The organism is Enterobacter cloacae complex sp. P13B, from assembly GCF_014895915.1.
GTDB classification, from domain to species: Bacteria; Pseudomonadota; Gammaproteobacteria; order Enterobacterales; family Enterobacteriaceae; genus Enterobacter; species Enterobacter bugandensis.
In genome coordinates this window covers 317266-339221 of record NZ_JADBQN010000010.1, presented here as the reverse complement: position 1 = coordinate 339221, position 21956 = coordinate 317266, and the positions used below count along the sequence as shown (strand labels likewise).

28 protein-coding genes are annotated in these 21956 nt (G+C 56.0%); 13 read left to right on the top strand and 15 right to left on the bottom strand.

Annotated elements, in window-relative coordinates; genetic code table 11:
• The first annotated feature begins 84 nt into the window (after positions 1–84).
• Complete coding sequence (locus IM273_RS07080) at positions 85–312, top strand: YceK/YidQ family lipoprotein (RefSeq protein ID WP_013097162.1); 228 nt, start codon at positions 85–87, stop codon at positions 310–312.
• A gap of 6 nt (positions 313–318) precedes the next feature.
• On the opposite strand, the gene IM273_RS07075 is transcribed toward IM273_RS07080, so the two are convergent.
• The 3 genes from IM273_RS07075 to IM273_RS07065 all read right to left on the bottom strand — a co-directional run bounded on the left by IM273_RS07075 (position 319) and on the right by IM273_RS07065 (position 3075).
• Positions 319–693, bottom strand: a complete 375-nt coding sequence (locus tag IM273_RS07075) for a MysB family protein (RefSeq protein WP_028012687.1) — start codon at positions 691–693, stop codon at positions 319–321.
• Between the two features lie 97 nt (positions 694–790).
• Entirely contained in the window at positions 791–2008 is a 1218-nt protein-coding gene (gene mdtG / locus IM273_RS07070) for a multidrug efflux MFS transporter MdtG (protein ID WP_193050299.1), read from the bottom strand.
• 140 nt (positions 2009–2148) lie between these two features.
• Positions 2149–3075 carry a Kdo(2)-lipid IV(A) acyltransferase gene (locus IM273_RS07065; protein ID WP_028012689.1) on the bottom strand — a complete coding sequence of 309 codons (927 nt, stop codon included), beginning with the start codon at positions 3073–3075 and terminating at the stop codon, positions 2149–2151.
• Positions 3076–3296: 221 nt separating this feature from the next.
• Between IM273_RS07065 and IM273_RS07060 the strand changes: the two genes are divergently transcribed.
• Positions 3297–4346, top strand: a complete 1050-nt coding sequence (locus IM273_RS07060) for a rhodanese-related sulfurtransferase (protein ID WP_028012690.1) — start codon at positions 3297–3299, stop codon at positions 4344–4346.
• A gap of 41 nt (positions 4347–4387) precedes the next feature.
• Here IM273_RS07060 and IM273_RS07055 read toward each other — a convergent pair whose 3' ends face one another.
• From IM273_RS07055 to mdtH, 9 genes are all read right to left on the bottom strand, one after another.
• On the bottom strand, positions 4388–4966 hold the full coding sequence (locus tag IM273_RS07055) for a YceI family protein (RefSeq protein ID WP_061098591.1): 579 nt from the start codon (positions 4964–4966) through the stop codon (positions 4388–4390).
• 1 nt (position 4967) lies between these two features.
• Positions 4968–5534: a cytochrome b gene (locus IM273_RS07050; protein ID WP_028012692.1), complete on the bottom strand. Its 567-nt coding sequence runs from the start codon at positions 5532–5534 to the stop codon at positions 4968–4970.
• 218 nt (positions 5535–5752) lie between these two features.
• Positions 5753–5866, bottom strand: a complete 114-nt coding sequence (locus IM273_RS07045; RefSeq protein WP_032644857.1) for a YceO family protein — start codon at positions 5864–5866, stop codon at positions 5753–5755.
• 60 nt (positions 5867–5926) lie between these two features.
• On the bottom strand, positions 5927–7045 hold the full coding sequence (gene solA, locus IM273_RS07040) for an N-methyl-L-tryptophan oxidase (protein ID WP_193050297.1): 1119 nt from the start codon (positions 7043–7045) through the stop codon (positions 5927–5929).
• A 116-nt stretch (positions 7046–7161) separates the two neighbouring features.
• Positions 7162–7416 (bottom strand): biofilm formation regulator BssS, encoded by a 255-nt coding sequence (gene bssS, locus IM273_RS07035; protein ID WP_023299782.1) that lies wholly within the window; start codon positions 7414–7416, stop codon positions 7162–7164.
• A 272-nt stretch (positions 7417–7688) separates the two neighbouring features.
• Positions 7689–7934, bottom strand: a complete 246-nt coding sequence (gene dinI, locus IM273_RS07030; RefSeq protein WP_028012694.1) for a DNA damage-inducible protein I — start codon at positions 7932–7934, stop codon at positions 7689–7691.
• Positions 7935–8008: 74 nt separating this feature from the next.
• Complete coding sequence (gene pyrC / locus IM273_RS07025; protein ID WP_193050295.1) at positions 8009–9055, bottom strand: dihydroorotase; 1047 nt, start codon at positions 9053–9055, stop codon at positions 8009–8011.
• A 126-nt stretch (positions 9056–9181) separates the two neighbouring features.
• Entirely contained in the window at positions 9182–9742 is a 561-nt protein-coding gene (locus IM273_RS07020; RefSeq protein ID WP_028012696.1) for a lipoprotein, read from the bottom strand.
• 123 nt (positions 9743–9865) lie between these two features.
• Complete coding sequence (mdtH, locus tag IM273_RS07015) at positions 9866–11074, bottom strand: multidrug efflux MFS transporter MdtH (protein WP_045261652.1); 1209 nt, start codon at positions 11072–11074, stop codon at positions 9866–9868.
• A gap of 236 nt (positions 11075–11310) precedes the next feature.
• Here mdtH and rimJ point away from each other — a divergent pair, with 236 nt between their 5' ends.
• The 4 genes from rimJ (at position 11311) to murJ (ending at position 15143) form a co-directional block, all read left to right on the top strand.
• Complete coding sequence (gene rimJ / locus IM273_RS07010; protein WP_013097146.1) at positions 11311–11895, top strand: ribosomal protein S5-alanine N-acetyltransferase; 585 nt, start codon at positions 11311–11313, stop codon at positions 11893–11895.
• Between the two features lie 9 nt (positions 11896–11904).
• A complete protein-coding gene (locus IM273_RS07005; RefSeq protein ID WP_193050293.1) occupies positions 11905–12552 on the top strand; it encodes a YceH family protein in 648 nt (215 codons plus the stop codon).
• A gap of 2 nt (positions 12553–12554) precedes the next feature.
• Positions 12555–13478 carry a Gfo/Idh/MocA family protein gene (locus tag IM273_RS07000; protein ID WP_047368281.1) on the top strand — a complete coding sequence of 308 codons (924 nt, stop codon included), beginning with the start codon at positions 12555–12557 and terminating at the stop codon, positions 13476–13478.
• 129 nt (positions 13479–13607) lie between these two features.
• A complete protein-coding gene (gene murJ / locus IM273_RS06995; protein WP_028012700.1) occupies positions 13608–15143 on the top strand; it encodes a murein biosynthesis integral membrane protein MurJ in 1536 nt (511 codons plus the stop codon).
• A 59-nt stretch (positions 15144–15202) separates the two neighbouring features.
• Here the strand turns inward: murJ and flgN are convergent, their stop codons facing one another.
• The 3 genes from flgN to flgA all read right to left on the bottom strand — a co-directional run bounded on the left by flgN (position 15203) and on the right by flgA (position 16679).
• A complete protein-coding gene (gene flgN, locus IM273_RS06990) occupies positions 15203–15628 on the bottom strand; it encodes a flagella biosynthesis chaperone FlgN (RefSeq protein ID WP_028012701.1) in 426 nt (141 codons plus the stop codon).
• Between the two features lie 4 nt (positions 15629–15632).
• A complete protein-coding gene (flgM, locus tag IM273_RS06985) occupies positions 15633–15926 on the bottom strand; it encodes a flagellar biosynthesis anti-sigma factor FlgM (RefSeq protein ID WP_014883360.1) in 294 nt (97 codons plus the stop codon).
• Between the two features lie 93 nt (positions 15927–16019).
• Positions 16020–16679 carry a flagellar basal body P-ring formation chaperone FlgA gene (flgA, locus tag IM273_RS06980; RefSeq protein WP_193050291.1) on the bottom strand — a complete coding sequence of 220 codons (660 nt, stop codon included), beginning with the start codon at positions 16677–16679 and terminating at the stop codon, positions 16020–16022.
• 157 nt (positions 16680–16836) lie between these two features.
• On the opposite strand from flgA, the gene flgB reads away from it, so the two are divergent.
• The 7 genes from flgB to flgH are packed head-to-tail and all read left to right on the top strand — an operon-like array spanning position 16837 to position 21944.
• Positions 16837–17253: a flagellar basal body rod protein FlgB gene (gene flgB / locus IM273_RS06975; protein WP_008500815.1), complete on the top strand. Its 417-nt coding sequence runs from the start codon at positions 16837–16839 to the stop codon at positions 17251–17253.
• 3 nt (positions 17254–17256) lie between these two features.
• Complete coding sequence (flgC, locus tag IM273_RS06970; RefSeq protein WP_013097138.1) at positions 17257–17661, top strand: flagellar basal body rod protein FlgC; 405 nt, start codon at positions 17257–17259, stop codon at positions 17659–17661.
• 11 nt (positions 17662–17672) lie between these two features.
• Complete coding sequence (flgD, locus tag IM273_RS06965) at positions 17673–18383, top strand: flagellar hook assembly protein FlgD (RefSeq protein WP_041910524.1); 711 nt, start codon at positions 17673–17675, stop codon at positions 18381–18383.
• A gap of 26 nt (positions 18384–18409) precedes the next feature.
• Entirely contained in the window at positions 18410–19618 is a 1209-nt protein-coding gene (gene flgE, locus IM273_RS06960) for a flagellar hook protein FlgE (RefSeq protein WP_126327390.1), read from the top strand.
• 20 nt (positions 19619–19638) lie between these two features.
• The gene (locus tag IM273_RS06955; protein WP_028012705.1) at positions 19639–20394 is read left to right on the top strand and encodes a flagellar basal body rod protein FlgF; all 756 of its coding nucleotides are present in this window, start codon (positions 19639–19641) and stop codon (positions 20392–20394) included.
• 11 nt (positions 20395–20405) lie between these two features.
• Positions 20406–21188, top strand: a complete 783-nt coding sequence (gene flgG, locus IM273_RS06950) for a flagellar basal-body rod protein FlgG (RefSeq protein ID WP_000625853.1) — start codon at positions 20406–20408, stop codon at positions 21186–21188.
• Between the two features lie 57 nt (positions 21189–21245).
• Complete coding sequence (gene flgH, locus IM273_RS06945; protein ID WP_023311139.1) at positions 21246–21944, top strand: flagellar basal body L-ring protein FlgH; 699 nt, start codon at positions 21246–21248, stop codon at positions 21942–21944.
• Positions 21945–21956 lie beyond the last annotated feature (12 nt).

The following is a 21956-nucleotide window of genomic DNA, read 5'->3' as shown; positions in this document are numbered from 1 at the left end:
GCGGTTAAGCAAGGCGGGTAAGCAAAGCGCCACCCGCCAGATAAAATACCGGCTGTGAGGCCGGTATTTTTTTAGAGGTTACTGATGAAAATAATCATCGTCGTCATGATGGCATGCCTGCTGAGCGGCTGCGGCAGCATCATCAGCCGCACTATTCCAGGTCAGGGCCATGGCAACCAGTACTACCCGGGCGTAAAATGGGATGTCCGTGATTCCGCATGGCGCTACCTGACGGTGCTCGATCTGCCGTTCTCGCTGATTTTCGACACGCTGTTGCTGCCCATCGATGCCAGCCACGGCCCGTACGAGTAGCGTAAATTAACGCTCGTCCCATTCATCGGCTGCGGTTTGACCTTCTTCCGTATCCAGCGGTGGCTCGAGCTGAAATTCGCCCTCATCCCACTCGTGCAGCGTATTCTCCTCCAGCCATTCCTGGCGTAACTCGATTTCATCATAGTCGCCATCAAACACGGCCTGCGCACCTGCACCGCTCAGGACCGGCAAACATTCTCCTTCTTCGCCTTCATCGGCAAAGAACTCGGCCTGCCACATAATATCTCCATCCTGCAGAACATATTTTTGGATATTAAGTTGTTGCACGTCAGCATCTTCTTCCTCAACGCCGGGATTATCGGCAAGGAACTCTTCACGAGCGGCATCAATAGCTTCTTCCAGCGTGGCGTACATGGTCATTGGTGTCTCCCTGTTTTCCAGAAGGTTTCAGGGAAAGAATAGCTGAATATCAGATTCTGCAAGTATGAATGCGAAAATAAGCCGTCAGGCGTTCTTCTTATTCCGTCACCGGCCGTAACGCGCGGGATAAACTGAACCACGAGTAAATCGCGTTGAACAGCACCACGCTTGCCGTCACGATAAAGACGGCGCGAAAACCGAAGCTGGCGGAAATACCCGCCCCGAGAAGCGGCCCGGTGACGTTACCGATATCGCGAAACGACTGGTTATAGCTAAAGATACGCCCGGCAATCTGGTTCGTGGAGTTGTAGACCAGCAGGGTCTGTACGGCGGGTAGCAACGCCCCGTCGGCGGCGCCCAGCAAAAAGCGAAGCACGCCCAGCTGCCACGGAGAGTGCACCATCGACATGGGGATCAGCAGCAGGACGGAAACGATCAGTGCGCAGATCAGGATCTTTTCCGGGCCGACCCGGTCACCCAATTTCCCTAGCCTCGGTGCGCTAACCAGCGCCGCCACGCCGGGCACGGAGGCAATCAGTCCGCTGATAAACGCAATATTGCTGACGTTACCCGCCAGGTCGCGAACGTATAGGGTGAGAATAGGAGCGATCGATCCGGTTGCCACCTGAATGATCAATGTCGTTACGAACAGGCTCAGCACCAGTCTGGGATTTTTAAGCGAGGTCAGCACGTCTCTGGCGTGAAGCATCTCTTTTTTGGCGACGGGCGTAAATTTTTCACGGATGCAGACCAGGGTGACGATAAAGCACAGGAACAACACGCTGGCGGTGATGAAAAAGACCGGGCGCAGGCCGTAGTTATCCGCCAGTAATCCCCCCGCCAGCGGCCCAAGCAGGGCGCCGCTCACGCCACCGGTTGACAGCGTGCCAAGCGCCCAGCCGCTCTTATGGCGAGGAATTTGCGTGGCGATCAGGGCGTTCGCGTTGGGAATAAATCCGCCCAATAAGCCCAGTAATGCGCGCAATATCAGGAACTGCCAGACGTTCTGCGCCACGCCCATCAGCGCCATGATAATCGCCATCCCCAGCGCTGAACGCAGCAGCATGATTTTACGTCCCTTGCGGTCGGCAAGGCCGCCCCAGAAGGGCGAGGCAATGGCGGAAAAGAGAAACGTGATGCTGAATACCAGGCCAGACCACATGTTGAGCGCGCTATGGCCCGTCACGCCCAGCTGTTCGACGTAGAGCGGCAGGAAAGGCATGACCAGGCTAAACGCTGCGCCGGTAAGAAAACAGCCAAGCCACGCAACCGTGAGGTTACGCTTCCAGTTTATGGGGGCATCTGAGGGTGTCATAACAATCCGCATAGTGAGGTGCAGAGCACCTGAGGCATGAAGTAATAAGCCTGCTAATTATGCGCCTGGGTTATGATTGCCGCAATGAGGGGGAGCTTTTAAAGCTAAAATAGCATGCGGCCCTGAGGGCCGCATGAGGATCAATAGCGGGAAGGCGTGCCTTCTGGCCGCGTTTTAAAGCGTCGATGCAGCCACATGTACTGCTCGGGTGCCAGCATGATGCACTTCTCCACAACGCCGTTCATCCAGCGCGCGGTGGTTTCCGCATCTTCCAGCGGCGGCGCGAGTTCCGGCTCAAGCATCATCAGCTCGTAGCCTGAGCCATCCGGCATACGGCGGGGAACAAAGGGAACGATGGCGGCTTTGGACATCCGCGCCAGCATCCAGGTGCCGGTCGTGGTGGCGGCCTCATCAACGGCGAAGAAGGGGACAAAGACGCTGGCCTGGGGGCCATAGTCGTGATCGGGGGCATACCAGACCACTTCACCGGACTTCAGCGCGCGGATCATGCCCTTCAGATCCTTACGGTCGATCATGCTTTTGTTGGAGCGCATGCGGCCGTTGGTCTGGATGAGGTCGATAACCGGGTTGTCGTTAGGACGATAAACCCCGATGCCGGGCGCCTGCATGCCAAACATACGCGCCCCGATTTCGAGCGTCAGGAAATGGACGCCGATCAGCAGCACGCCGGTCTGATTGGCCTGAAGCGTATGCACCGGCTCCATGCCGGTGCCTGTAACCTTGCTCCAGCGGGCCATACGTTTGTCCGACCAGAACCACGCCATTCCGGTCTCCATGAGACCCATGCCGACGGATTCGAAATTCTTCGAGACCATATCATGGCGCTCTGCCTCGCTCATCTGCGGAAAGCACAGCTCAAGGTTACGATACGCGATGCGGGCGCGGCGCTTCATAAGCGTTTGCGCGAGTCGGCCTAATGATGTACCTAACCGGAAGATAACAGGGTAGGGAAGCTGTACCAGTAGCCATAAAAAGCCAATGCCAAGCCAGGTCATCCAATAGCGGGGGTGCAAAAGGGCGACGGTAAATTTTGGTAACTGGGTCATGTCTTTCCTGTGTTCAAACGTCCTGTTTCGCTATTGTCGCATTTTTTGAGACGTAGCCAAAATATCTGCCGTCGAAACCTGCACGACGACGGCAATTGTTAAGCCTGATTCATCAGGGTGTGTGAAATGTAGCGTAAATTGTGTGGATGTAAATTGGTTTTGTTTGCTATATGATGCCGACCGATTTTGATTCTCTCTGACGATTGCAGGACTTGTACACCATGCCAGTGTTACACAACCGCGTTTCGAATGAGATGTTAAAGGCGCGCATGTTGGCTGAAACCGAACCGCGCACGACCATCTCCTTCTACAAATACTTCACCATCGACGATCCGCAGGCGACCCGCGATGCGCTTTATCAGGCCTTCACGGCGCTGAACGTTTTCGGGCGCGTCTACCTTGCCCGCGAAGGCATTAACGCGCAGATTAGCGTGCCGGAAAGCAAAGTGAATGCGTTCCGCGACGCGCTTTATAGCTTCGACCCGGCCCTCAACGGCTTACGCCTGAACATTGCCCTGGATGACGATGGAAAATCGTTCTGGGTGCTGCGCATGAAGGTGCGTGAACGCATCGTGGCGGACGGTATTGACGATCCTGAGTTTAACCCGGCTGACGTCGGCGAATATCTGAAGGCCGCGGAAGTGAATGCGATGCTGGACGATCCGGATGCCGTGTTCATTGATATGCGTAACCACTACGAGTACGAAGTGGGGCATTTCGAAAACGCGATGGAGATTCCGGCTGATACCTTCCGCGAGCAGCTGCCTAAAGCGGTGGAGATGATGCAGGAGCATAAGGATAAAAAAATCGTTATGTACTGCACCGGCGGTATCCGCTGCGAGAAGGCCAGCGCGTGGATGAAGCACAATGGGTTCAACAAGGTCTGGCACATTGAAGGCGGTATTATTGAGTACGCCCGCCGCGCCCGTGAGCAGGGCTTACCGGTACGCTTTATCGGTAAAAACTTCGTCTTTGACGAGCGCATGGGCGAGCGCATTTCAGAAGATGTGATTGCCCAGTGCCACCAGTGCGGCGCGCCGTGCGATACCCACACCAACTGCAAAAACGACGGTTGCCACCTGCTGTTTATTCAGTGCCCGGCCTGTGCCGAGAAGTTTAACGGCTGCTGTAGCGAGCTGTGCAGCGAAGAGAGCGTCCTGCCGGAAGAAGAGCAGCGTCGTCGTCGCGCGGGGCGTGAAAACGGTAATAAGATTTTTAATAAATCACGCGGCCGTCTGAATACCAAACTGGGTATTCCTGACCCGGAATGATAATAACACCCGGCACGGCGAAAGCCTGCCGGGCGAATCTATTACGACTTCTGCTGCACACCTTCAACGGAAATAACCAGCTCAACGTCCTGCGACGCCGGGCCTAAATCCGTTGTGATATTAAAATCTTTCAGGTGAATTTTACCCGCCGCTTCGAAACCTGCGCGTTTTCCGCCCCACGGATCGTCGCCCTGACCGATCAATTTCGCATCCAGAGTAACGGGTTTGGTTACGCCATTCAGCGTCAGATTCCCGGTAATAGCCAATTTATCACCGTCTTTCTTAACTTCCGTGGAGGTGAAGGTGGCCTGTGGGAATTTTGTGACGTTGAGGAACTCTGCGCTGCGCAGGTGTTTATCGCGCTCAGCATGGTTCGTGTCGACGCTGTTCGTATTAATGGTCACATTGACTTTATCTGCCGCAGGGTTTTTCTCGTCAAAAGTAAATGTGCCGTCGAAATCTTTAAAGGTACCGTACAGCCAGCTGTATCCCAGGTGCTGAATGCGGAAATTGACGAAAGCGTGCTGGCCCTCTTTATCAATTTTATAGTCAGCCGCTACGGCAGAACCGGCGGTGAATAACAGAGAACCGAGGGCAATACCCAGCAGGTGTTTTTTCATTTTATGCTCCAGAGTCAACTGACGAGCGGCCAAGCATGCGCTTAAGCGTATCGTCTTTATCAATAAAATGGTGTTTAAGGGCGGCGAGCCCGTGCAGTACGGACAGGATCACCACGCTCCAGGCAAGCCAGAGGTGAACGACGCCTGCCGTATCGGCCTGAGCCCCGGCATCGCTGAGCGTTGCCGGAACCTCGAACAGGCCAAAAACGCTAATCGGTTTGCCGTCTGCCGTTGAAATGAGATAGCCGCTGATCAGAATGGCGAAGAGCAGCGCGTAGAGCGCAATATGCGCGGCAACGGCGCTGACGCGTGTTATTTTTCCGTATGTCTTTAGTGGCGCGGGCGGTGGGGAAATATGTCGCCAGATGGCGCGAAATACCAGCCCCAGCATCAGCAGAACCCCGATGCTTTTATGCAGCTCGGGTGCCTGATGATACCAGCCATCGTAATAGCTGAGCGTGACCATCCAGAGTCCAAGTCCGAACATACCATAGACGGCAATGGCAAATATCCAGTGCAAACTTATGGATATTATTCCGTAGCGCCGGGAGGAGTTACGCAATTGCATCAGAATGTCCATTTTCAAATTAACCGAAAGGTAAAAATGAACGGGAAGACGCGATATTGCAACTGAAATAATTGACTATTGATTTTTATTTTATTTATTTCAGCGATTTTGAAAAGAAACGGCAAGATTAATTCAATGGCTTCGTGCAAGACGTATTTAGCAGAAGAAAAAACCTTAAATAAACATAAAGTAACGTCAGTTAACGTCAATTGTCACTTTCAATAAAACACAATGTAAATAACATCAACGATAGCGAGCAGCGCCCACAATAAGATGTAGAGCATAAAGTGTTCGCGAATGTTATTGATGAGGAAATCCACTATCCTGCGCATAACGCCCCACAATTGAGTACGAAGAAAACGGGCCCCGATGCCGCCGGAGCCCGTGGCCGATTATCCGTTAAAACGCGAGAGTGAGAACGGCGTCAGATCAAACTGCGGCGTGATACCCTGGGCAAACTGCGCGGCGATTTCACCCAACACCGAAGCGAACTTAAAGCCGTGGCCACTCAGCCCGGTAATCAGCAGGGTGTTGTCATGCCCCGGCAGCGTATCAATGATAAAGTCTTCATCCGGCGTGTTGTCATAGGTGCAGGCCGCGCCATAAAGCAGGCCACCGACGCCCGGGAGAATAGTGCGCAGGAACGAGAAGGCTTCTGAGCCGTCCTGCGGGCAGGCGCCAAACGGCTTGCGCTCCTCTGGTGAGGAGATGACCTGCCCGCCGTTGTGTTTTCCAATCTTGAGAGCGTCCTTCTCGGAAGGGAAACCGTAGAACTGATCGCCGTTGGGTAACTCGCCGGTAAACGCCGGGAATTTATTTTGCGCGCTGTAACGCCCGTCAGACTGGAACCAGGAGAAGACCTTGCGTACCGGCTGGATCGGCAGGTCCGGGAGCAGGCGGGTAACCCAGGTTCCTGCGCTAATAAGCAGGCGGGAAGCCGAATATTCCCCGTCTACGGTTTTCACCGTAACGCCGTTTGCATCATGCGTGATGGCCTCTACGGGGCAATTGAACAGCTGCGCACAGCCCGCTTTGGCGGCAAGATCGACCCAGGTTTTGATCGCCGTTTCACAGTGCAGCACACCGGAGTTGGCTTCAAAGAGGCCGATATAATCCTCCGGGACGGTAATTTCAGGCCAGCGCGAGGTAATGGCCGCCGCGTGCAGCTTCTCAACGTCAAGATTAAAGGCTTTCGCGCTGCGTTCGACGTTGGCGAGAAATTCAGAGTGGGCCGGGCCCAGATTGATAACGCCGGTACGTTCGAAAATGCGATCTTCAGTCTGTTTCGCCAGCTCGTCCCACAGCGTCTGGGCGCGAAGCACCAGCGGGACATAGCGCTCGCCTTCGCCATACGCATGGCGGATAAGGCGGGTATCGCCATGATGGCTGCCTTCGCTATGCGGCGGCAGGTGGGCGTCAATCATCAGGACGTTTAGCCCTGCCTGCGTTGCGTAATAACCGGCGGCCGATCCAACGGAGCCGCTACCAATAATGATTAAGTCGTATCTCATATGCATCTCGTAAACTTACGGTTTGTTAGCAGAGTAATTAACAACGCGGGCGTAAACAAGCGGGAAATAAATAAGGCACCGCGAGGGTGCCTGTTGAGTGAAAAGTGGGCATAAGGTTAGTGCCGTTTATACTCATTTTCCTGATAGTCGCCAGATTCTATTTTTGCAATGCCTGCCTCTAAAATAGAAATAAACTGACGGGCGACGTCTGTTGTTAGCCACAGCGTCTGTCCCACTTCCGCTTCGTCACGGTTGAGTTGATTTGGGGTCTGGTAGTGCAAACGCAGCATCAGTGCATCGTAGCTGTCTACGGTACTGATATCCCAGCCTACAAGCGGATGGGTCTGGATGACTTCGTTATTCTTTTCCATTATAACCCCCTTAATGCGTGTTAGAAGACAACGGCTCTGAGGTTCAATGCATGTTTTTCTGAAAGCTTCTTCAGTATACCAAGTAATAAGGGTTCCAAAGGGAAAAATAAACAGGTAGCAACACATTTTTCTGCTTTTTAGGATTGTTCGAACAATAAAACACCATCTCGTTCACGATTTTTTAAGAACACGCTGAATTAATTTGAACTTTCGAAATTACAGGCAAAAAAAAGCCGGGGCGACCCGGCAAAAAACACAATGAGGGAGCAGTGTTAATCGGTAATGAACCAGTCGTCTGCGCTTTCCCACGTTTCCTGCAGGATTTCGCTGATGCGATCTTTATCTTCTTTTGCGGCACCCATGACGGAGAGGTTGTTCGCTGCGGCGTAACGCACCGTTACGGCGCCCGCGTTGTCGGGAAAGGTGTTGTTAATACGACGGGATAATTCGCCTGCCAGAGCGTCAAGCGCGCCGGCAGGCAGAACGGTAGTTTTGGCTATGGTGACTTCAATACGCATAAATGCCCCCTGTGTAATATACTGTTTATTTATACAGGCATATTATCGGTTTGACAACAAGGGGCGTTGATTTTTTAGCGTTTTACTGTCCAGCTTACGGTTTCACCTGCCAGGAAGGGGATCAGCGTGTCATCCGTCAGCGCGATAGACTCCTCAACCTGGCTCGCTTTGCGCTCCAGCTCAATGAAGGTGTCATTGACCGGCAGGCCGTAGAAGCGCGGGCCGTTGAGGGAGCAGAACGCTTCGAAATGTTCCAGCGCGTTCATCTCTTCAAATACGGTTGCGTAGCTGGCAAGCGCCGTTGGGACGTTGAAACAGCCCGCGCAGCCGCAGCTTGCCTCTTTGCGATGGCGGGCGTGAGGCGCGGAGTCCGTGCCCAGGAACGCACGCGTGAATCCGCTGGCGACAAGCTCGCGCAGCGCCTGCTGGTGAACGTTGCGCTTGAGGATCGGCAGGCAGTAAAGGTGAGGGCGCACTCCGCCCACCAGCATATGGTTACGGTTAAACATCAGATGCTGTGGGGTGATGGTCGCAGCGATCAGCTCGTTACCGTCGCGAACATACTCTGCCGCGTCTTTGGTGGTGATATGCTCAAAGACCACCTTAAGCGCCGGCAGGCGCTGGCGCAGGGGCTCCATCACGGTTTCGATAAAACGGGCTTCACGGTCGAAGATGTCAATCTCCGCATGCGTTACTTCACCGTGTACCAGCAGCGGCATGCCCAGTTTCTGCATGCGCTCCAGCACCGGCATGATGGCATCAATACTGGTGACGCCGTGGCTGGAGTTGGTGGTGGCGTTCGCCGGGTAGAGTTTCGCCGCCGTAAATACGCCTTCGTTAAACCCGCGTTCCACTTCGTTCGGATCCAGTGAATCGGTCAGGTAGCAGGTCATCAACGGGGTGAAATCATGTCCCGCCGGAACGGCATCCAGAATGCGCTGACGGTAGGCAATGGCGGCATCGACGGTGGTGACTGGCGGAACCAGGTTTGGCATGACAATCGCGCGGCCATAAATTTCACTGGTATAGGGCACGACGGTTTTCAGCATATCGCCATCGCGCAGATGGATATGCCAGTCGTCTGGGCGGCGGATTTTAAGAACCTGGGGTTGTGCAGTCATGGAAGCTCCGGCTTGTCAGGAATCAGTCATAAGGATGGCTGTTTTTGCCGGACACAAATCATAAGCGGAAACGTTTTCGTTTGCACACTTTTCCGTAAAAAAAAGGGCGCCGCAGCGCCCTTCAGGTTAATCGGTGAAAGGAATAACGATCTCTCCCGGTTTCACCTCTATCCCTTTTGCGTATTTCTTCGCGAGGGCTTCACCCTTGCTGTTGTCTTCGCTTAAGACGTACGCCGGCTGCTGGTTAAAGTAGTTTCGCAGCGACTGGTTCAGATAGGGCATCAGGGTTTGCAGTACCGGCGCCATTTTGTCCGGCGAAACCTGCGCATCGACCACTTCCATCTCCTGCAGGAATATCGCCCCTTTCTCTTTGTTGAAAACGGGGAGCGCCTTCAGCTTGAGCTTGATGTTGGCTTTCTGATTGCCAAAAAGGGACGTCATATCAAGCGCGGCATCGCCTGCGAGAGTGACTTTATTCGGCTCTTCGCGACCAATCTGGCTGGTGAGATTGGTGAGAACGATGTGGGCATCGGCCAGCCCCGGCACGCCAATGTCTTTAGAGAAATTGTTATGTTTTTCCAGCGCCTGATTAATTTCCTGCTCACTGACGGTATATTGCGTAAGCTGGTTACAGCCCACCAGCAGACCGCTGACAACGAATGCCGCGGCTAAGACAATTTTCTTCATAGTGCTCCTCAACGAAAAATCGGCGCTTCTGTCCTGTTACGCCAGTATGTCAGCGTGAATGGGCAGAAACCAGCAGAAAAAACTGAGAAGTGGGGCGGGAGAGGCTCCCGCCCGAGGGAAAGGCTACGCGCCAGGCTCGAGCATGCCGCTCGCGCTGCGTTTCTGGCTGAACTGCCACCACAGGGCGAGAAGCGTCATGACGCCCACCACGCCGAGCATCATCCAGGGGAGTTCCGGCTGGTTCAGCGCTTTGCCGGCATCGAACAGCCAGCCGCCGCCGGCGTAACCCAGCGCACCGCCAAAGGCCAGACCCAGGCGGCTGAAGCCCATATAGCTGCCGCGCGCACGCGCATCCGCAAGCGAGGCGCTCAGCGTTTCGCGGGCGGGCTCGGCGATGATGGAGCCGATATAGAAGGTGCAGATCAGCGTAAAAAGCTGCTGAAGCGTGTTTACCAGACCGATCGGCATCATGCTCAGCGTCATCAGAAACAGCCCTGCCATCAGGCGATGCTCCAGGCGAAAACGCCGTTCACTCCAGCGGGCAATCGGGTAGAGCAGCGTTAATGACAGGCAGGCTTCGATGGCGTACATCCATTTTACGGCAGCAGGCGTGCCCGCAATATCGTTCACCATGATTGGCAGCATCAGCATCACCTGTACGGCCAGCATGTAATAGCCGGTCAGGGTCAACACGTAGGTGACAAAACGCCTGTCGCGCAGGACGCGTCCTAGCCCCTCGCGCACCGGGGCTTTTACCGTCGACAGCTTCCAGGCCGGAAGGTAGAGGCCGTTAAACAGGGCGCACAGAATAAACAGCACCGCCCCGGCCGCGCAAACCAGACGGAAATCGTACTGCAGCAGCCAGCTGCCCAGCAGGGCGCCAACAACCGCCCCGGCGCTGTCCTGCATCATCAGAATGGAGAAGAAGCGGCCGCGGTGCTGAGGACGAATCAGCTTTACCACCAGCGCGGTGCGCGGCGGGTCAAACAGGGTGCCCCCGATGCCGGAGAGAAAGCAGGAGAACCACAGCAGCCACGGCTCCTGGGCGATCGCCATCGTGGCAAAGCCTGCCGCGCGGAGCAGCATACCGGTCACGATCATCGGTTTAGCGCCAAAGCGGTCAGCGATCGCGCCGCCAAAGACGCCCAGCCCCTGCTGGACAAACTGACGTAGCCCCAGGGCAATCCCAACCATTAATGCCGCCCAGCCCATTTGATCGACAAAGCGGATCGAGATGAGGGGGAACACAACAAAAAAGCCGAGCACGACCAGCATGTTATCGACGAGCAGGAAATATTTACCCAGGCTCCTGGCCTGTGATACGCGGGACATTTTCCCTCCAGGGAAAATAAGAAGGTGAGCACGCTAACATTCTGCGGTGTCGCCGCGTTTTTTCCCACCCCCGGGCGCGACAATATTTTTTTATCAAAACGGTGCTTTGATAGAGAGTTCTCATCGAAAAATGTGAAAAGAGGTCAAAATGGTATGTCACTGTTTTCACAGACGGCACGGGCGCAGGTATAGTAAAGCTAATGGGTAAGCTGAAGTGACGGGAAGGAGTGGTATTGATGTTTGGCTATCGCAGTAATGTGCCAAAAGTGCGTCTGACAACGGACAGGCTGGTCGTTCGTCTTGTGCATGAGCGTGATGCCTGGCGTCTGGCGGATTATTACGCCGAGAATCGCCAGTTTTTAAAACCCTGGGAACCCGTTCGGGATGAGAGCCATTGTTACCCCTCCGGCTGGCAGGCACGCCTCAGCATGATCGCTGAATTTCATAAGCAGGGCAGCGCGTTTTATTTCGCGCTGCTGGATCCAGAAGAGAAAGAGATTATCGGGATCGCCAATTTTTCAAACGTGGTGCGGGGATCGTTTCACGCCTGCTACCTTGGCTATTCCATCGGCCAGAAATGGCAGGGGCAGGGGCTGATGTACGAGGCGTTAACGGTAGCCATCCGCTATATGCAACGCACGCAGCATATCCATCGCATTATGGCGAACTACATGCCGCATAATCAGCGCAGCGGGAATTTGCTGGCGCGTTTAGGGTTTGAGAAAGAGGGTTATGCCAAAGACTATCTGCTGATAGACGGAGAGTGGCGCGACCACGTTCTGACGGCATTAACCACCCGTGACTGGACCGCAGGTCGTTAAGGAGAAAAGATGAAGTATCAGCTAAACGGTACGGAAGCGCGCGTGATTGGGTGCTTACTCGAAAAACAGGTCACCACGCCGGAGCAGTATCCGCTCTCTGTTAACGCCGTGACCATGGCCTGCAACCAGAAGACCAACCGCGAGCCGGTGATGAATCTCAGCGAGCATGAGGTTCAGGACGTGCTGGATGCGCTGGTGAAGCGCCACTATCTGCGCACCGTCAGCGGCTTCGGCAACCGCGTGACCAAATACGAGCAGCGCTTCTGTAACTCCGAATTTGGCGATCTGAAGCTGAACAGCGCGGAAGTGGCGGTTATTACCACGCTGCTGCTGCGCGGGGCGCAAACGCCGGGGGAACTGCGAACGCGCGCTTCCCGAATGCATGAGTTCAGCGACATGCAGGAAGTCGAGCAGACCCTGGAAGGGCTGGCCGCGCGTGAGGATGGCCCTTACGTGGTGCGCCTGGCGCGCGAGCCGGGTAAACGTGAGAGCCGCTACATGCATCTCTTCAGCGGCGACGTTGACGCCGCAAGCGTGGCGACGGAATCGAGCCCTGCAACCCGTGACGACCTTGCCGCGCGCATAGAGGCGCTGGAAGACGAGGTGGCCGGGCTGAAACAGCGTCTGGATGCACTGCTGGCACATTTGGGAGACTAACGGTGAAAAAATTACGCATTGGCGTGGTGGGGCTGGGCGGTATTGCGCAGAAAGCCTGGCTGCCCGTATTGGGCGCTGCGTCTGACTGGACGCTGCAAGGGGCATGGTCACCCACCCGAGAAAAGGCAGAACGTATCTGTGAAACCTGGCGTATCCCGTATGCGGCATCGCTCCAGGATCTGGCCCGCGAGTGCGATGCGGTCTTTGTGCATACCTCAACGGCAACCCACTATCAGGTGGTGAGCGAGTTGCTGAATGCGGGGGTTCACGTCTGCGTGGATAAACCGCTGGCGGAAAATGTTCAGGACGCCGAACGGCTGATTGAGCTGGCGGCACGTAAAAAACTGACGCTGATGGTCGGTTTCAACCGCCGCTTCGCGCCGCTTTACCAGCAGCTGAAGGCGCAGTCCGGCAATATGGCCTCGCTGCGCATGGATAAGCACCGCACCGACAGCGTGGGACCAAACGATCTGCGCTTTACCCTTCTCGATGACTACCTCCACGTGGTGGACACCGCGCTGTGGCTGACTAACGGCGAAGCGCTGCTGAAAAGCGGCACTCTTGTCACCAACGAACAGGGGCAGATGGTGTATGCGGAACACCATTTTGCCGTTGAGCATCTTCAGGTCACCACCAGCATGCACCGCCGCGCGGGCAGCCAGCGGGAATCCGTGCAGGCGGTAACCGACGGCGCGCTGTACGACGTTACCGACATGCGTGAATGGCGGGAAGAGAAGGGCGGCGGCGTGGTGATGCAGCCGGTCCCCGGCTGGCAAAGCACTCTGGAGCAACGAGGTTTCGCAGGATGTGCCCGCCACTTTATCACCTGCGTGCAAAATCAGACGGTTCCTGAAACGTCCGGCGAGCAGGCCATTCTGGCTCAGCGCATTGTGGAACGGCTCTGGCGCGAGGCCATGAGTGAATAACTCGCTGTAACATCTGCGGATAGTAATTCGTTGAAATCCGGTTAGACTAAGCGCCGCTTGTTGGCTTTGCCGGGTGGCGCTTGTGCGTTCCCGGTCTATAAATCCGTATGGTTCTGGAAATTCACGTTAATGAACTTATTAAAATCGCTGGCGGCCGTCAGCTCGATGACCATGTTCTCTCGCGTTCTCGGTTTTGCGCGCGATGCCATTGTGGCAAGGGTCTTTGGTGCAGGGATGGCAACGGACGCCTTTTTCGTGGCGTTCAAGCTGCCGAACCTGCTGCGTCGCATTTTTGCTGAAGGGGCGTTCTCCCAGGCGTTTGTGCCCATTCTGGCGGAATATAAAAGCAAGCAGGGTGAAGACGCGACGCGCGTGTTTGTCTCTTATGTCTCCGGGTTGCTGACGCTGGCGCTGGCCGTGGTGACGGTAGTCGGTATGCTGGCCGCGCCCTGGGTCATTATGGTGACCGCGCCCGGCTTTGCCGACACGGCGGATAAATTTGCCCTGACCTCGCAGCTTCTGCGCATTACCTTCCCCTATATTCTGCTGATCTCGCTGGCCTCGCTTGTGGGGGCGATCCTGAACACCTGGAACCGCTTCTCCGTTCCGGCGTTTGCGCCGACGTTTCTCAACGTCAGCATGATCGGTTTTGCGCTGTTCGCCGCGCCGCACTTCAACCCGCCGGTGCTGGCCCTGGCCTGGGCGGTCACCGTGGGCGGCGTGCTGCAGCTGGCGTATCAGCTGCCGCACCTGAAAAAAATCGGCATGCTGGTGCTGCCGCGTATCAACCTGAAAGATGCCGGGGCGATGCGCGTTATCAAGCAGATGGGGCCCGCCATTCTTGGCGTCTCCGTCAGCCAGATCTCGCTGATTATCAACACCATTTTTGCCTCTTTCCTGGTGTCGGGTTCCGTCTCGTGGATGTACTACGCTGACCGCCTGATGGAGTTCCCGTCCGGCGTGCTGGGCGTGGCGCTGGGGACCATCCTGCTGCCGTCGCTGTCGAAAAGCTTTGCCAGCGGCAACCATGACGAATACTGCCGCCTGATGGACTGGGGCCTGCGTCTCTGCTTCCTGCTGGCCCTGCCAAGCGCGGTAGCGCTGGGGATCCTCGCCAAGCCGCTGACGGTGTCGCTGTTCCAGTACGGGAAATTCACCGCGTTTGACGCTGCGATGACCCAGCGCGCGCTGGTCGCTTACTCGGTGGGACTGATGGGGCTGATCGTGGTGAAAGTGCTGGCGCCGGGCTTTTACTCGCGTCAGGACATCAAAACGCCGGTGAAAATTGCCATTGTGACGCTGATTATGACGCAGCTGATGAACCTGGCATTTATCGGCCCGCTGAAGCATGCCGGCTTGTCGCTTTCTATTGGTCTGGCGGCCTGTCTGAATGCCGGGCTGCTTTACTGGCAGCTGCGCAAGCAGGATATCTTTACGCCGCAGCCGGGGTGGGCAAGTTTCCTCGTGCGTTTGGTCGTGGCGGTGCTGGTGATGTCTGCGGCACTCATCGGGATGATGTACGTCATGCCGGAGTGGTCTCTGGGTACGATGCCTTATCGTCTGATGCGGCTGATGGCCGTGGTGGGCGTTGGGGTGGTAGCGTATTTTGCCACGCTCGCCGTGCTGGGCTTCAAAGTGAAAGAGTTTACCCGCCGGACGGCATAAACGCCAAAAGGGGAGTTCACCTCAGGGTGCTCCCCACTGCAAGATTTGTCGCTTACGCGTCAAATCGAAATCTTTTTTACACCCGCAATACGTGCCGTCGCCGTCTGACCATCCGCGCCGTACAGTCCGGTTTCTTTATGCGGCTTCAGCACTTCAAGCGCCTGCTGATTACGCTCTATCTGGCCTTCAAGCAGCCAGCCGTTATGCTGGTTGAGATCGCGAAGATGCTGGGTTTTTTCGGTAATGGTCTGCCAGCGCTCGGCAATATCGTCATTGGCGCTGCGCTTCGAGTCCTGCTCGGCGCGGCGCTGCTGCTCCAGATAATCCAGCGTGGCCAGCAGCGAACTCTTATCTTCAGTAATACGCTGCAGCGCGCTGCCGTTAATGTGACCGGAAGAGAGATGCTGTTGTTCAGCATCCATTACCGTTTTCAGGTCGTTCAGGACAACCGTCATTTGATCCAGTATTTCTGACAGTCGACTCATACGGTTAGTTACTCTGTAAGAAACTCTGTGCTTCCTGAATCAGGGCATCAGCGATTTTGCTGGTGTCCATTTTCAGCTCACCGTTGCGAATAGCCGTTTTCAGCGCTTCAACACGTTCCATATTGATATCGTTGCTGCCTGGCTGCATCAGTTTTGCCTGGGCATCGCTCAGGGTCACGCTGGTGCTGTTAGACGTTGACGGTTTTTCCAGACGCGTTTTCTGAGGGGTAGCGTCGTTCGTTTCGCGAGGCTGTACAGCGCTTACCGGCTTCAGGGCTGATGTACGATCAATGCTCATAGTGTTGTCCTCATCGAGGGTTCGCGGCGTTTGCGCCTGACATCATCATTAGTGGAATATTTATCGGCACGCGCCGCGAAATCTTTAAAAAGATTATAGGTTAATCAGAATATTCCCATCAGAATCGACGGTTCCGCTCACCACCTGGCCTGAGGACATTCTGACGCGGGCGTTTTGCGCTACCGCGGCATTGTTTAACGCTTTCCCTTCACTGTTGATGCTAAAGCCGTCTCCGTTGGCAACGACCATCACCTGCTGTCCCGCTTTGACACGCCACGCCTGGCGCAGCATGGAGAGCTGAATCGGCTGGCCCGGCGCGACATCGCGCAGGCTGACGGCGTCCTGTGCCTCGTTAATGTCCAGCATTGTCCGCGGCGGGAGCTGATCCAGACGCCCGCGCTTTAACGTCACGCTGTTTGCCTGCAGCGCGCTGCCACGCACAATGGGTACGGCGGCGACAACATAATTGCCCGTCGCCTGAACTGCAACCTGTAAATAGCGTTTTTCGTTGGCGCAGCGTGCCAGGACGTTCACATTGCCCCACAGCTTCGTGGTCCCCGTCACGCTGAATGACGGTTGCTCGCAGGTCGGATACAGATTCGGCGGCGTGCGGATGGTCACGTTAACGTCATCGCTAAAGCCCGCCAGCTTCTGGGCAAAAAAATTCGTCAGCGCATCCTGTAAATCCCCGGCATTCACCAGAGGGCTAAACAGCAAGAAGGTTGCCATCAGGCCACGTTTTAACGTTTGCATCGCAAGTTCCACCGTTTCCAGAGTTGGATGAATTCTACCTGCAGTGGTTTTGCATCAACGGAATAAATAGCGACGCATTTTGTGCTTATTCCGTCGATAGGGGAGACCGGGTGAGATTTAAGCTGTGAACTGAAATTTTGCCATCAGCGGAGGAGACATGCTCGATAAACTCGACGCCGCGTTACGTTTTCAGCAGGAAGCGCTCAATTTACGCGCCCAGCGGCAGGAGATTTTAGCCGCCAACATCGCTAACGCCGATACGCCCGGGTATCAGGCGCGCGATATTGATTTTTCCAGTGAGCTCAAAAAGGTGATGGAGCGTGGACGTGCCGAAGGAACCGGTGTTGCACTCGCCATGACATCCTCTCGCCATATTCCCGCTCAGGCGATGACCGCGCCAGCGACCGATTTACTTTATCGCATCCCTGACCAGCCTTCACTCGACGGTAACACCGTGGATATGGACCGGGAGCGTACGCAGTTTGCCGATAACAGCCTGAAATATCAGACGGGCCTGACCGTACTCGGCGGACAAATCAAAGGCATGATGAACGTCCTGCAGGGGGGCAACTGATAAATGGCCTTGCTGAATATTTTTGATATCGCCGGCTCGGCGCTAACTGCCCAGTCCAAACGTCTGAACGTGGCCGCCAGTAACCTGGCGAACGCCGACAGCGTGACCGGACCTGACGGACAGCCTTATCGTGCCAAACAGGTTGTGTTTCAGGTCGACGCTGCGCCAGGCGCGGCAACGGGCGGTGTGAAGGTGTCTGACGTGGTTGAGAGCCAGGCGCCGGACAAGCTGGTGTATGAGCCTGGTAACCCGCTCGCGGACGCTAACGGATACGTGAAGATGCCAAACGTGGATGTGGTAGGCGAGATGGTGAACTCCATGTCGGCGTCCCGTAGCTACCAGGCGAACGTCGAAGTGCTTAATACCGTGAAGAGCATGATGCTCAAAACACTCACTCTCGGCCAGTAAAGGAGACATGCATGTCCATCGCCGTAAATGTGAATGATCCGACGAACACGGGTGTTAACAACACCAAAAGTTCGACAAGCTCCAGCTCCCTGACGGGAAGCAATGCCTCCGATTTGCAGAGCAGTTTTCTGACGCTTCTGGTGGCGCAGCTTAAGAACCAGGATCCGACTAACCCAATGCAGAACAACGAACTGACCACGCAGCTTGCGCAGATCAGTACCGTGAGCGGCATTGAGAAACTGAACACCACCCTCGGTTCCGTCTCCGGTCAGATTAACAGCGCTCAGTCCCTGCAGGCGGCAAGCCTGATTGGTCACGGCGTAATGATCCCGGGGACCACGATCCTGGCGGGCACCAGCACCACCGACGGTACATCGACCACCACCACTACGCCGTTCGGCGTTGAGTTGCAGCAGGCGGCTGACAAAGTGACGGCGACGATCACCGACTCAACCGGCGCCGTGGTTCGCACCATCGACATCGGCGAGCTGAAAGCGGGCGTTCACACCTTTACCTGGGACGGCAGCCTGACCGACGGCACGAAAGCACCAAATGGCTCCTACAAAGTCGCGATTAGCGCCAGCAACGGGACGACCCAGCTGGTGGCGCAGCCGCTGCAGTTTGCGCTGGTTCAGGGCGTGATTAAAGGGGGCGACGGCAACAAACTGGATTTGGGTACTTCCGGTACCACCACACTCGACGAAGTTCGGCAGATTATCTAAGTCTTAACACTTATCAGGAGTAAGTCATGGCCTTTTCTCAAGCGGTCAGCGGCCTGAATGCTGCGGCCACCAACCTGGACGTCATTGGCAACAACATCGCCAACTCCGCGACCTATGGTTTCAAATCCGGTTCTGCGTCTTTTGCAGATATGTTTGCCGGTTCCAAAGTGGGTCTGGGCGTAAAAGTTGCAGGCATCACTCAGGACTTTACCGACGGTACCACCACCAACACCGGTCGTGGCCTGGACGTTGCCATCAGCCAGAACGGTTTCTTCCGTATGGTCGATGCAAACGGCTCGGTGTTCTACAGCCGTAACGGCCAGTTCAAGCTGGACGAAAACCGTAACCTGGTGAACATGCAGGGGATGCAATTAACGGGGTATCCGGTTGCCGGAACGCCATCAACGGTTCAGACCGGTGCGAATCCGCAGGCGATTAATATCCCGACCACGCTGATGGCCGCGAAGTCCACCACCACGGCTTCCCAGCAGATTAACCTCAACTCCACCGATGCTGCACCAACCGCCGCCTTCGATCCGGCCAACCCGGATACCTACAACAAAAAAGGTACGGTAACCGTCTTTGATAGCCAGGGTAATGCGCACAACATGAACCTGTTTTACGTCAAAGATGCGACCCCGGCCAACTCCTGGAAAGTGTATGCCCAGGACGGCAGCGTGGCAGGCAGCCCGGCGGCAGTGGCCACGACCTTGACCTTCGATAATAACGGTACGTTGATCGGGGGTGGAAACATCAACATCACTACCGCGACTATCCCAGGTGCGGACCCGGCGATCTTCGCGATGAGTTTTGCTAACTCCATGCAGCAGAACACCGGTGCGAACAATATCGTGGCGACCAACCAGAACGGCTTCAAGCCGGGCGATCTGGTCAGCTATCAGATCAACGATGACGGCACCGTCGTCGGGAACTACTCCAACGAGCAGACTCAGGTGCTGGGCCAGATCGTGCTGGCAAACTTCGCCAACAACGAAGGCCTGAAGTCCGAAGGGGATAACGTCTGGTCTGCCACGCAGTCTTCCGGTGTTGCCCTGCTGGGCACCGCGGGCTCCGGTAACTTCGGCACGCTGACCAACGGCGCGCTGGAAGCCTCTAACGTGGACCTGAGTAAAGAACTGGTGAACATGATTGTCGCGCAGCGTAACTATCAGTCGAATGCGCAGACCATCAAGACCCAGGATCAGATCCTCAACACGCTGGTTAACCTGCGTTAAGCGGCTAACAGGAAAGCGCAATGGATCACGCAATATATACCGCGATGGGCGCGGCAAGTCAGACGCTCAGCCAGCAGGCCGTTACCGCCAGCAACCTGGCAAACGCCTCTACGCCGGGCTTTCGCGCGCAGCTGAATGCGCTGCGCGCGGTGCCGGTAGAAGGGCTCTCTCTGCCGACCCGTACGCTGGTGGCGGCATCCACCCCGGGCGCAGACATGACGCCAGGGCAGATGGATTACACCTCACGCCCGCTGGACGTTGCTCTGCAGCAGGACGGCTGGCTGGCGGTGCAAACGGCGGACGGTGGTGAAGGCTATACCCGTAACGGGAATATCCAGGTCAGCGCGACCGGCCAGCTGACGATTCAGGGGCATCCGGTGATGGGTGAAGCGGGCCCGCTGACCGTGCCGGAAGGCTCTGAGCTGACCATCGCCGCGGACGGCACCATCTCGGCGCTGAACCCGGGCGATCCGGCCAACACCGTTGCCCCCGTTGGGCGTCTGAAGCTGGTCAAAGCGGAAGGCAAAGAGGTGCAGCGCGGCGACGACGGCATGTTCCGTCTGACCCAGGCAGCTCAGGCTACCCGTGGTGCCACATTACAGGCCGATCCGAGCATCCGCGTGATGTCCGGCGTTCTGGAAGGCAGCAACGTTAAGCCGGTAGCCGCCATGAGCGACATGATCGCCAGCGCCCGTCGTTTTGAAATGCAGATGAAAATTATCAGCAGCGTGGACGAAAACGCGGGCAAGGCTAACCAACTTCTGTCGATGAGTTAACAGGACTCTTTATGATCAGTTCTTTATGGATCGCGAAAACTGGCCTGGACGCGCAGCAAACCAACATGGATGTGATTGCCAACAACCTGGCAAACGTGAGCACCAATGGTTTCAAGCGTCAGCGCGCCGTTTTCGAAGATTTGCTTTATCAAACCATCCGCCAGCCGGGCGCGCAGTCTTCTGAACAGACGACGCTGCCGTCAGGCCTGCAGATCGGTACCGGCGTTCGCCCGGTGGCGACCGAGCGTCTGCACAGCCAGGGCAACCTGTCTCAGACCAACAACAGCAAAGACGTGGCGATCAAAGGCCAGGGCTTCTTCCAGGTGCAGCTGCCTGACGGGACCTCTGCCTACACCCGTGACGGTTCCTTCCAGGTCGATCAGAACGGTCAGCTGGTGACGGCGGGCGGTTTCCAGGTTCAGCCTGCGATCACCATTCCGGCGAACGCCCTGAGCATTACCATCGGCCGCGACGGCATCGTGAGCGTGACCCAGCAGGGGCAGGCCGCGCCGGTCCAGGTCGGACAGCTCAACCTGACCACCTTCATGAACGATACCGGTCTGGAAAGCATTGGTGAGAACCTCTACACCGAAACGCAATCCTCCGGTACGCCAAATGAAAGTACGCCAGGCCTGAACGGTGCCGGTCTGCTGTATCAGGGGTATGTCGAAACCTCCAACGTGAACGTGGCGGAAGAGCTGGTGAATATGATCCAGGTCCAGCGCGCGTATGAAATTAACAGTAAAGCAGTCTCGACGACCGATCAGATGCTGCAGAAACTGACGCAACTCTAAGGTGTAGCCCGGTGCGGTAAACCCCGCACCGGCTCCCTGTTTTCGAAGATGAAGGCAATGCAAAAAAACGCGGCGTTTCGTTATCCGATACTGACTGTTCTGGCCGTCACCCTCAGCGGGTGCGCTTTGATCCCGTCTAAACCATTGGTCCAGGGTGCGACGACTGCCCAACCCGTTCCTGGCCCTGCGCCAGTTGTAAACGGCTCCATTTTCCAGACCGCGCAGCCGATTAACTACGGCTATCAGCCGCTGTTTGAAGATCGCCGCCCGCGTAATGTCGGCGATACATTGACCATTGTGCTGCAGGAAAACGTCAGCGCGAGCAAGAGCTCGTCGGCGAACGCCAGCCGCGATGGCAAAACCAATTTTGGCTTTGACACCGTTCCACGCTATCTGCAGGGCCTGTTCGGCAATGCCCGTGCGGATGTTGAGGCCTCCGGCGGCAACACCTTTAACGGTAAAGGTGGCGCGAACGCCAGCAACACCTTCAGCGGTACGCTGACGGTCACGGTTGACCAGGTGTTGGTTAACGGCAATTTACACGTCGTGGGTGAAAAACAGATCGCCATTAACCAGGGCACTGAATTCATTCGCTTCTCGGGCGTGGTGAATCCACGCACCATCAGCGGCACCAACACCGTTCCGTCCACCCAGGTGGCGGATGCGCGCATTGAGTACGTCGGCAACGGCTACATTAATGAAGCGCAGAATATGGGTTGGCTGCAGCGCTTCTTCCTTAATTTATCGCCGATGTAAGCGAGGTGACCC

Bases quoted from the DNA above. Each gene is read 5' to 3' on its own strand.
- IM273_RS07080 (WP_013097162.1), top strand. From the start codon at position 85: ATGAAAATAATCATCGTCGTCATGATGGCATGCCTGCTGAGCGGCTGC.
- IM273_RS07075 (WP_028012687.1), bottom strand. From the start codon at position 693: ATGACCATGTACGCCACGCTGGAAGAAGCTATTGATGCCGCTCGTGAA.
- mdtG (WP_193050299.1), bottom strand. From the start codon at position 2,008: ATGACACCCTCAGATGCCCCCATAAACTGGAAGCGTAACCTCACGGTT.
- IM273_RS07065 (WP_028012689.1), bottom strand. From the start codon at position 3,075: ATGACCCAGTTACCAAAATTTACCGTCGCCCTTTTGCACCCCCGCTAT.
- IM273_RS07060 (WP_028012690.1), top strand. From the start codon at position 3,297: ATGCCAGTGTTACACAACCGCGTTTCGAATGAGATGTTAAAGGCGCGC.
- IM273_RS07055 (WP_061098591.1), bottom strand. From the start codon at position 4,966: ATGAAAAAACACCTGCTGGGTATTGCCCTCGGTTCTCTGTTATTCACC.
- IM273_RS07050 (WP_028012692.1), bottom strand. From the start codon at position 5,534: ATGCAATTGCGTAACTCCTCCCGGCGCTACGGAATAATATCCATAAGT.
- IM273_RS07045 (WP_032644857.1), bottom strand. From the start codon at position 5,866: ATGCGCAGGATAGTGGATTTCCTCATCAATAACATTCGCGAACACTTT.
- solA (WP_193050297.1), bottom strand. From the start codon at position 7,045: ATGAGATACGACTTAATCATTATTGGTAGCGGCTCCGTTGGATCGGCC.
- bssS (WP_023299782.1), bottom strand. From the start codon at position 7,416: ATGGAAAAGAATAACGAAGTCATCCAGACCCATCCGCTTGTAGGCTGG.
- dinI (WP_028012694.1), bottom strand. From the start codon at position 7,934: ATGCGTATTGAAGTCACCATAGCCAAAACTACCGTTCTGCCTGCCGGC.
- pyrC (WP_193050295.1), bottom strand. From the start codon at position 9,055: ATGACTGCACAACCCCAGGTTCTTAAAATCCGCCGCCCAGACGACTGG.
- IM273_RS07020 (WP_028012696.1), bottom strand. From the start codon at position 9,742: ATGAAGAAAATTGTCTTAGCCGCGGCATTCGTTGTCAGCGGTCTGCTG.
- mdtH (WP_045261652.1), bottom strand. From the start codon at position 11,074: ATGTCCCGCGTATCACAGGCCAGGAGCCTGGGTAAATATTTCCTGCTC.
- rimJ (WP_013097146.1), top strand. From the start codon at position 11,311: ATGTTTGGCTATCGCAGTAATGTGCCAAAAGTGCGTCTGACAACGGAC.
- IM273_RS07005 (WP_193050293.1), top strand. From the start codon at position 11,905: ATGAAGTATCAGCTAAACGGTACGGAAGCGCGCGTGATTGGGTGCTTA.
- murJ (WP_028012700.1), top strand. From the start codon at position 13,608: ATGAACTTATTAAAATCGCTGGCGGCCGTCAGCTCGATGACCATGTTC.
- flgN (WP_028012701.1), bottom strand. From the start codon at position 15,628: ATGAGTCGACTGTCAGAAATACTGGATCAAATGACGGTTGTCCTGAAC.
- flgM (WP_014883360.1), bottom strand. From the start codon at position 15,926: ATGAGCATTGATCGTACATCAGCCCTGAAGCCGGTAAGCGCTGTACAG.
- flgA (WP_193050291.1), bottom strand. From the start codon at position 16,679: ATGCAAACGTTAAAACGTGGCCTGATGGCAACCTTCTTGCTGTTTAGC.
- flgB (WP_008500815.1), top strand. From the start codon at position 16,837: ATGCTCGATAAACTCGACGCCGCGTTACGTTTTCAGCAGGAAGCGCTC.
- flgC (WP_013097138.1), top strand. From the start codon at position 17,257: ATGGCCTTGCTGAATATTTTTGATATCGCCGGCTCGGCGCTAACTGCC.
- flgD (WP_041910524.1), top strand. From the start codon at position 17,673: ATGTCCATCGCCGTAAATGTGAATGATCCGACGAACACGGGTGTTAAC.
- flgE (WP_126327390.1), top strand. From the start codon at position 18,410: ATGGCCTTTTCTCAAGCGGTCAGCGGCCTGAATGCTGCGGCCACCAAC.
- IM273_RS06955 (WP_028012705.1), top strand. From the start codon at position 19,639: ATGGATCACGCAATATATACCGCGATGGGCGCGGCAAGTCAGACGCTC.
- flgG (WP_000625853.1), top strand. From the start codon at position 20,406: ATGATCAGTTCTTTATGGATCGCGAAAACTGGCCTGGACGCGCAGCAA.
- flgH (WP_023311139.1), top strand. From the start codon at position 21,246: ATGCAAAAAAACGCGGCGTTTCGTTATCCGATACTGACTGTTCTGGCC.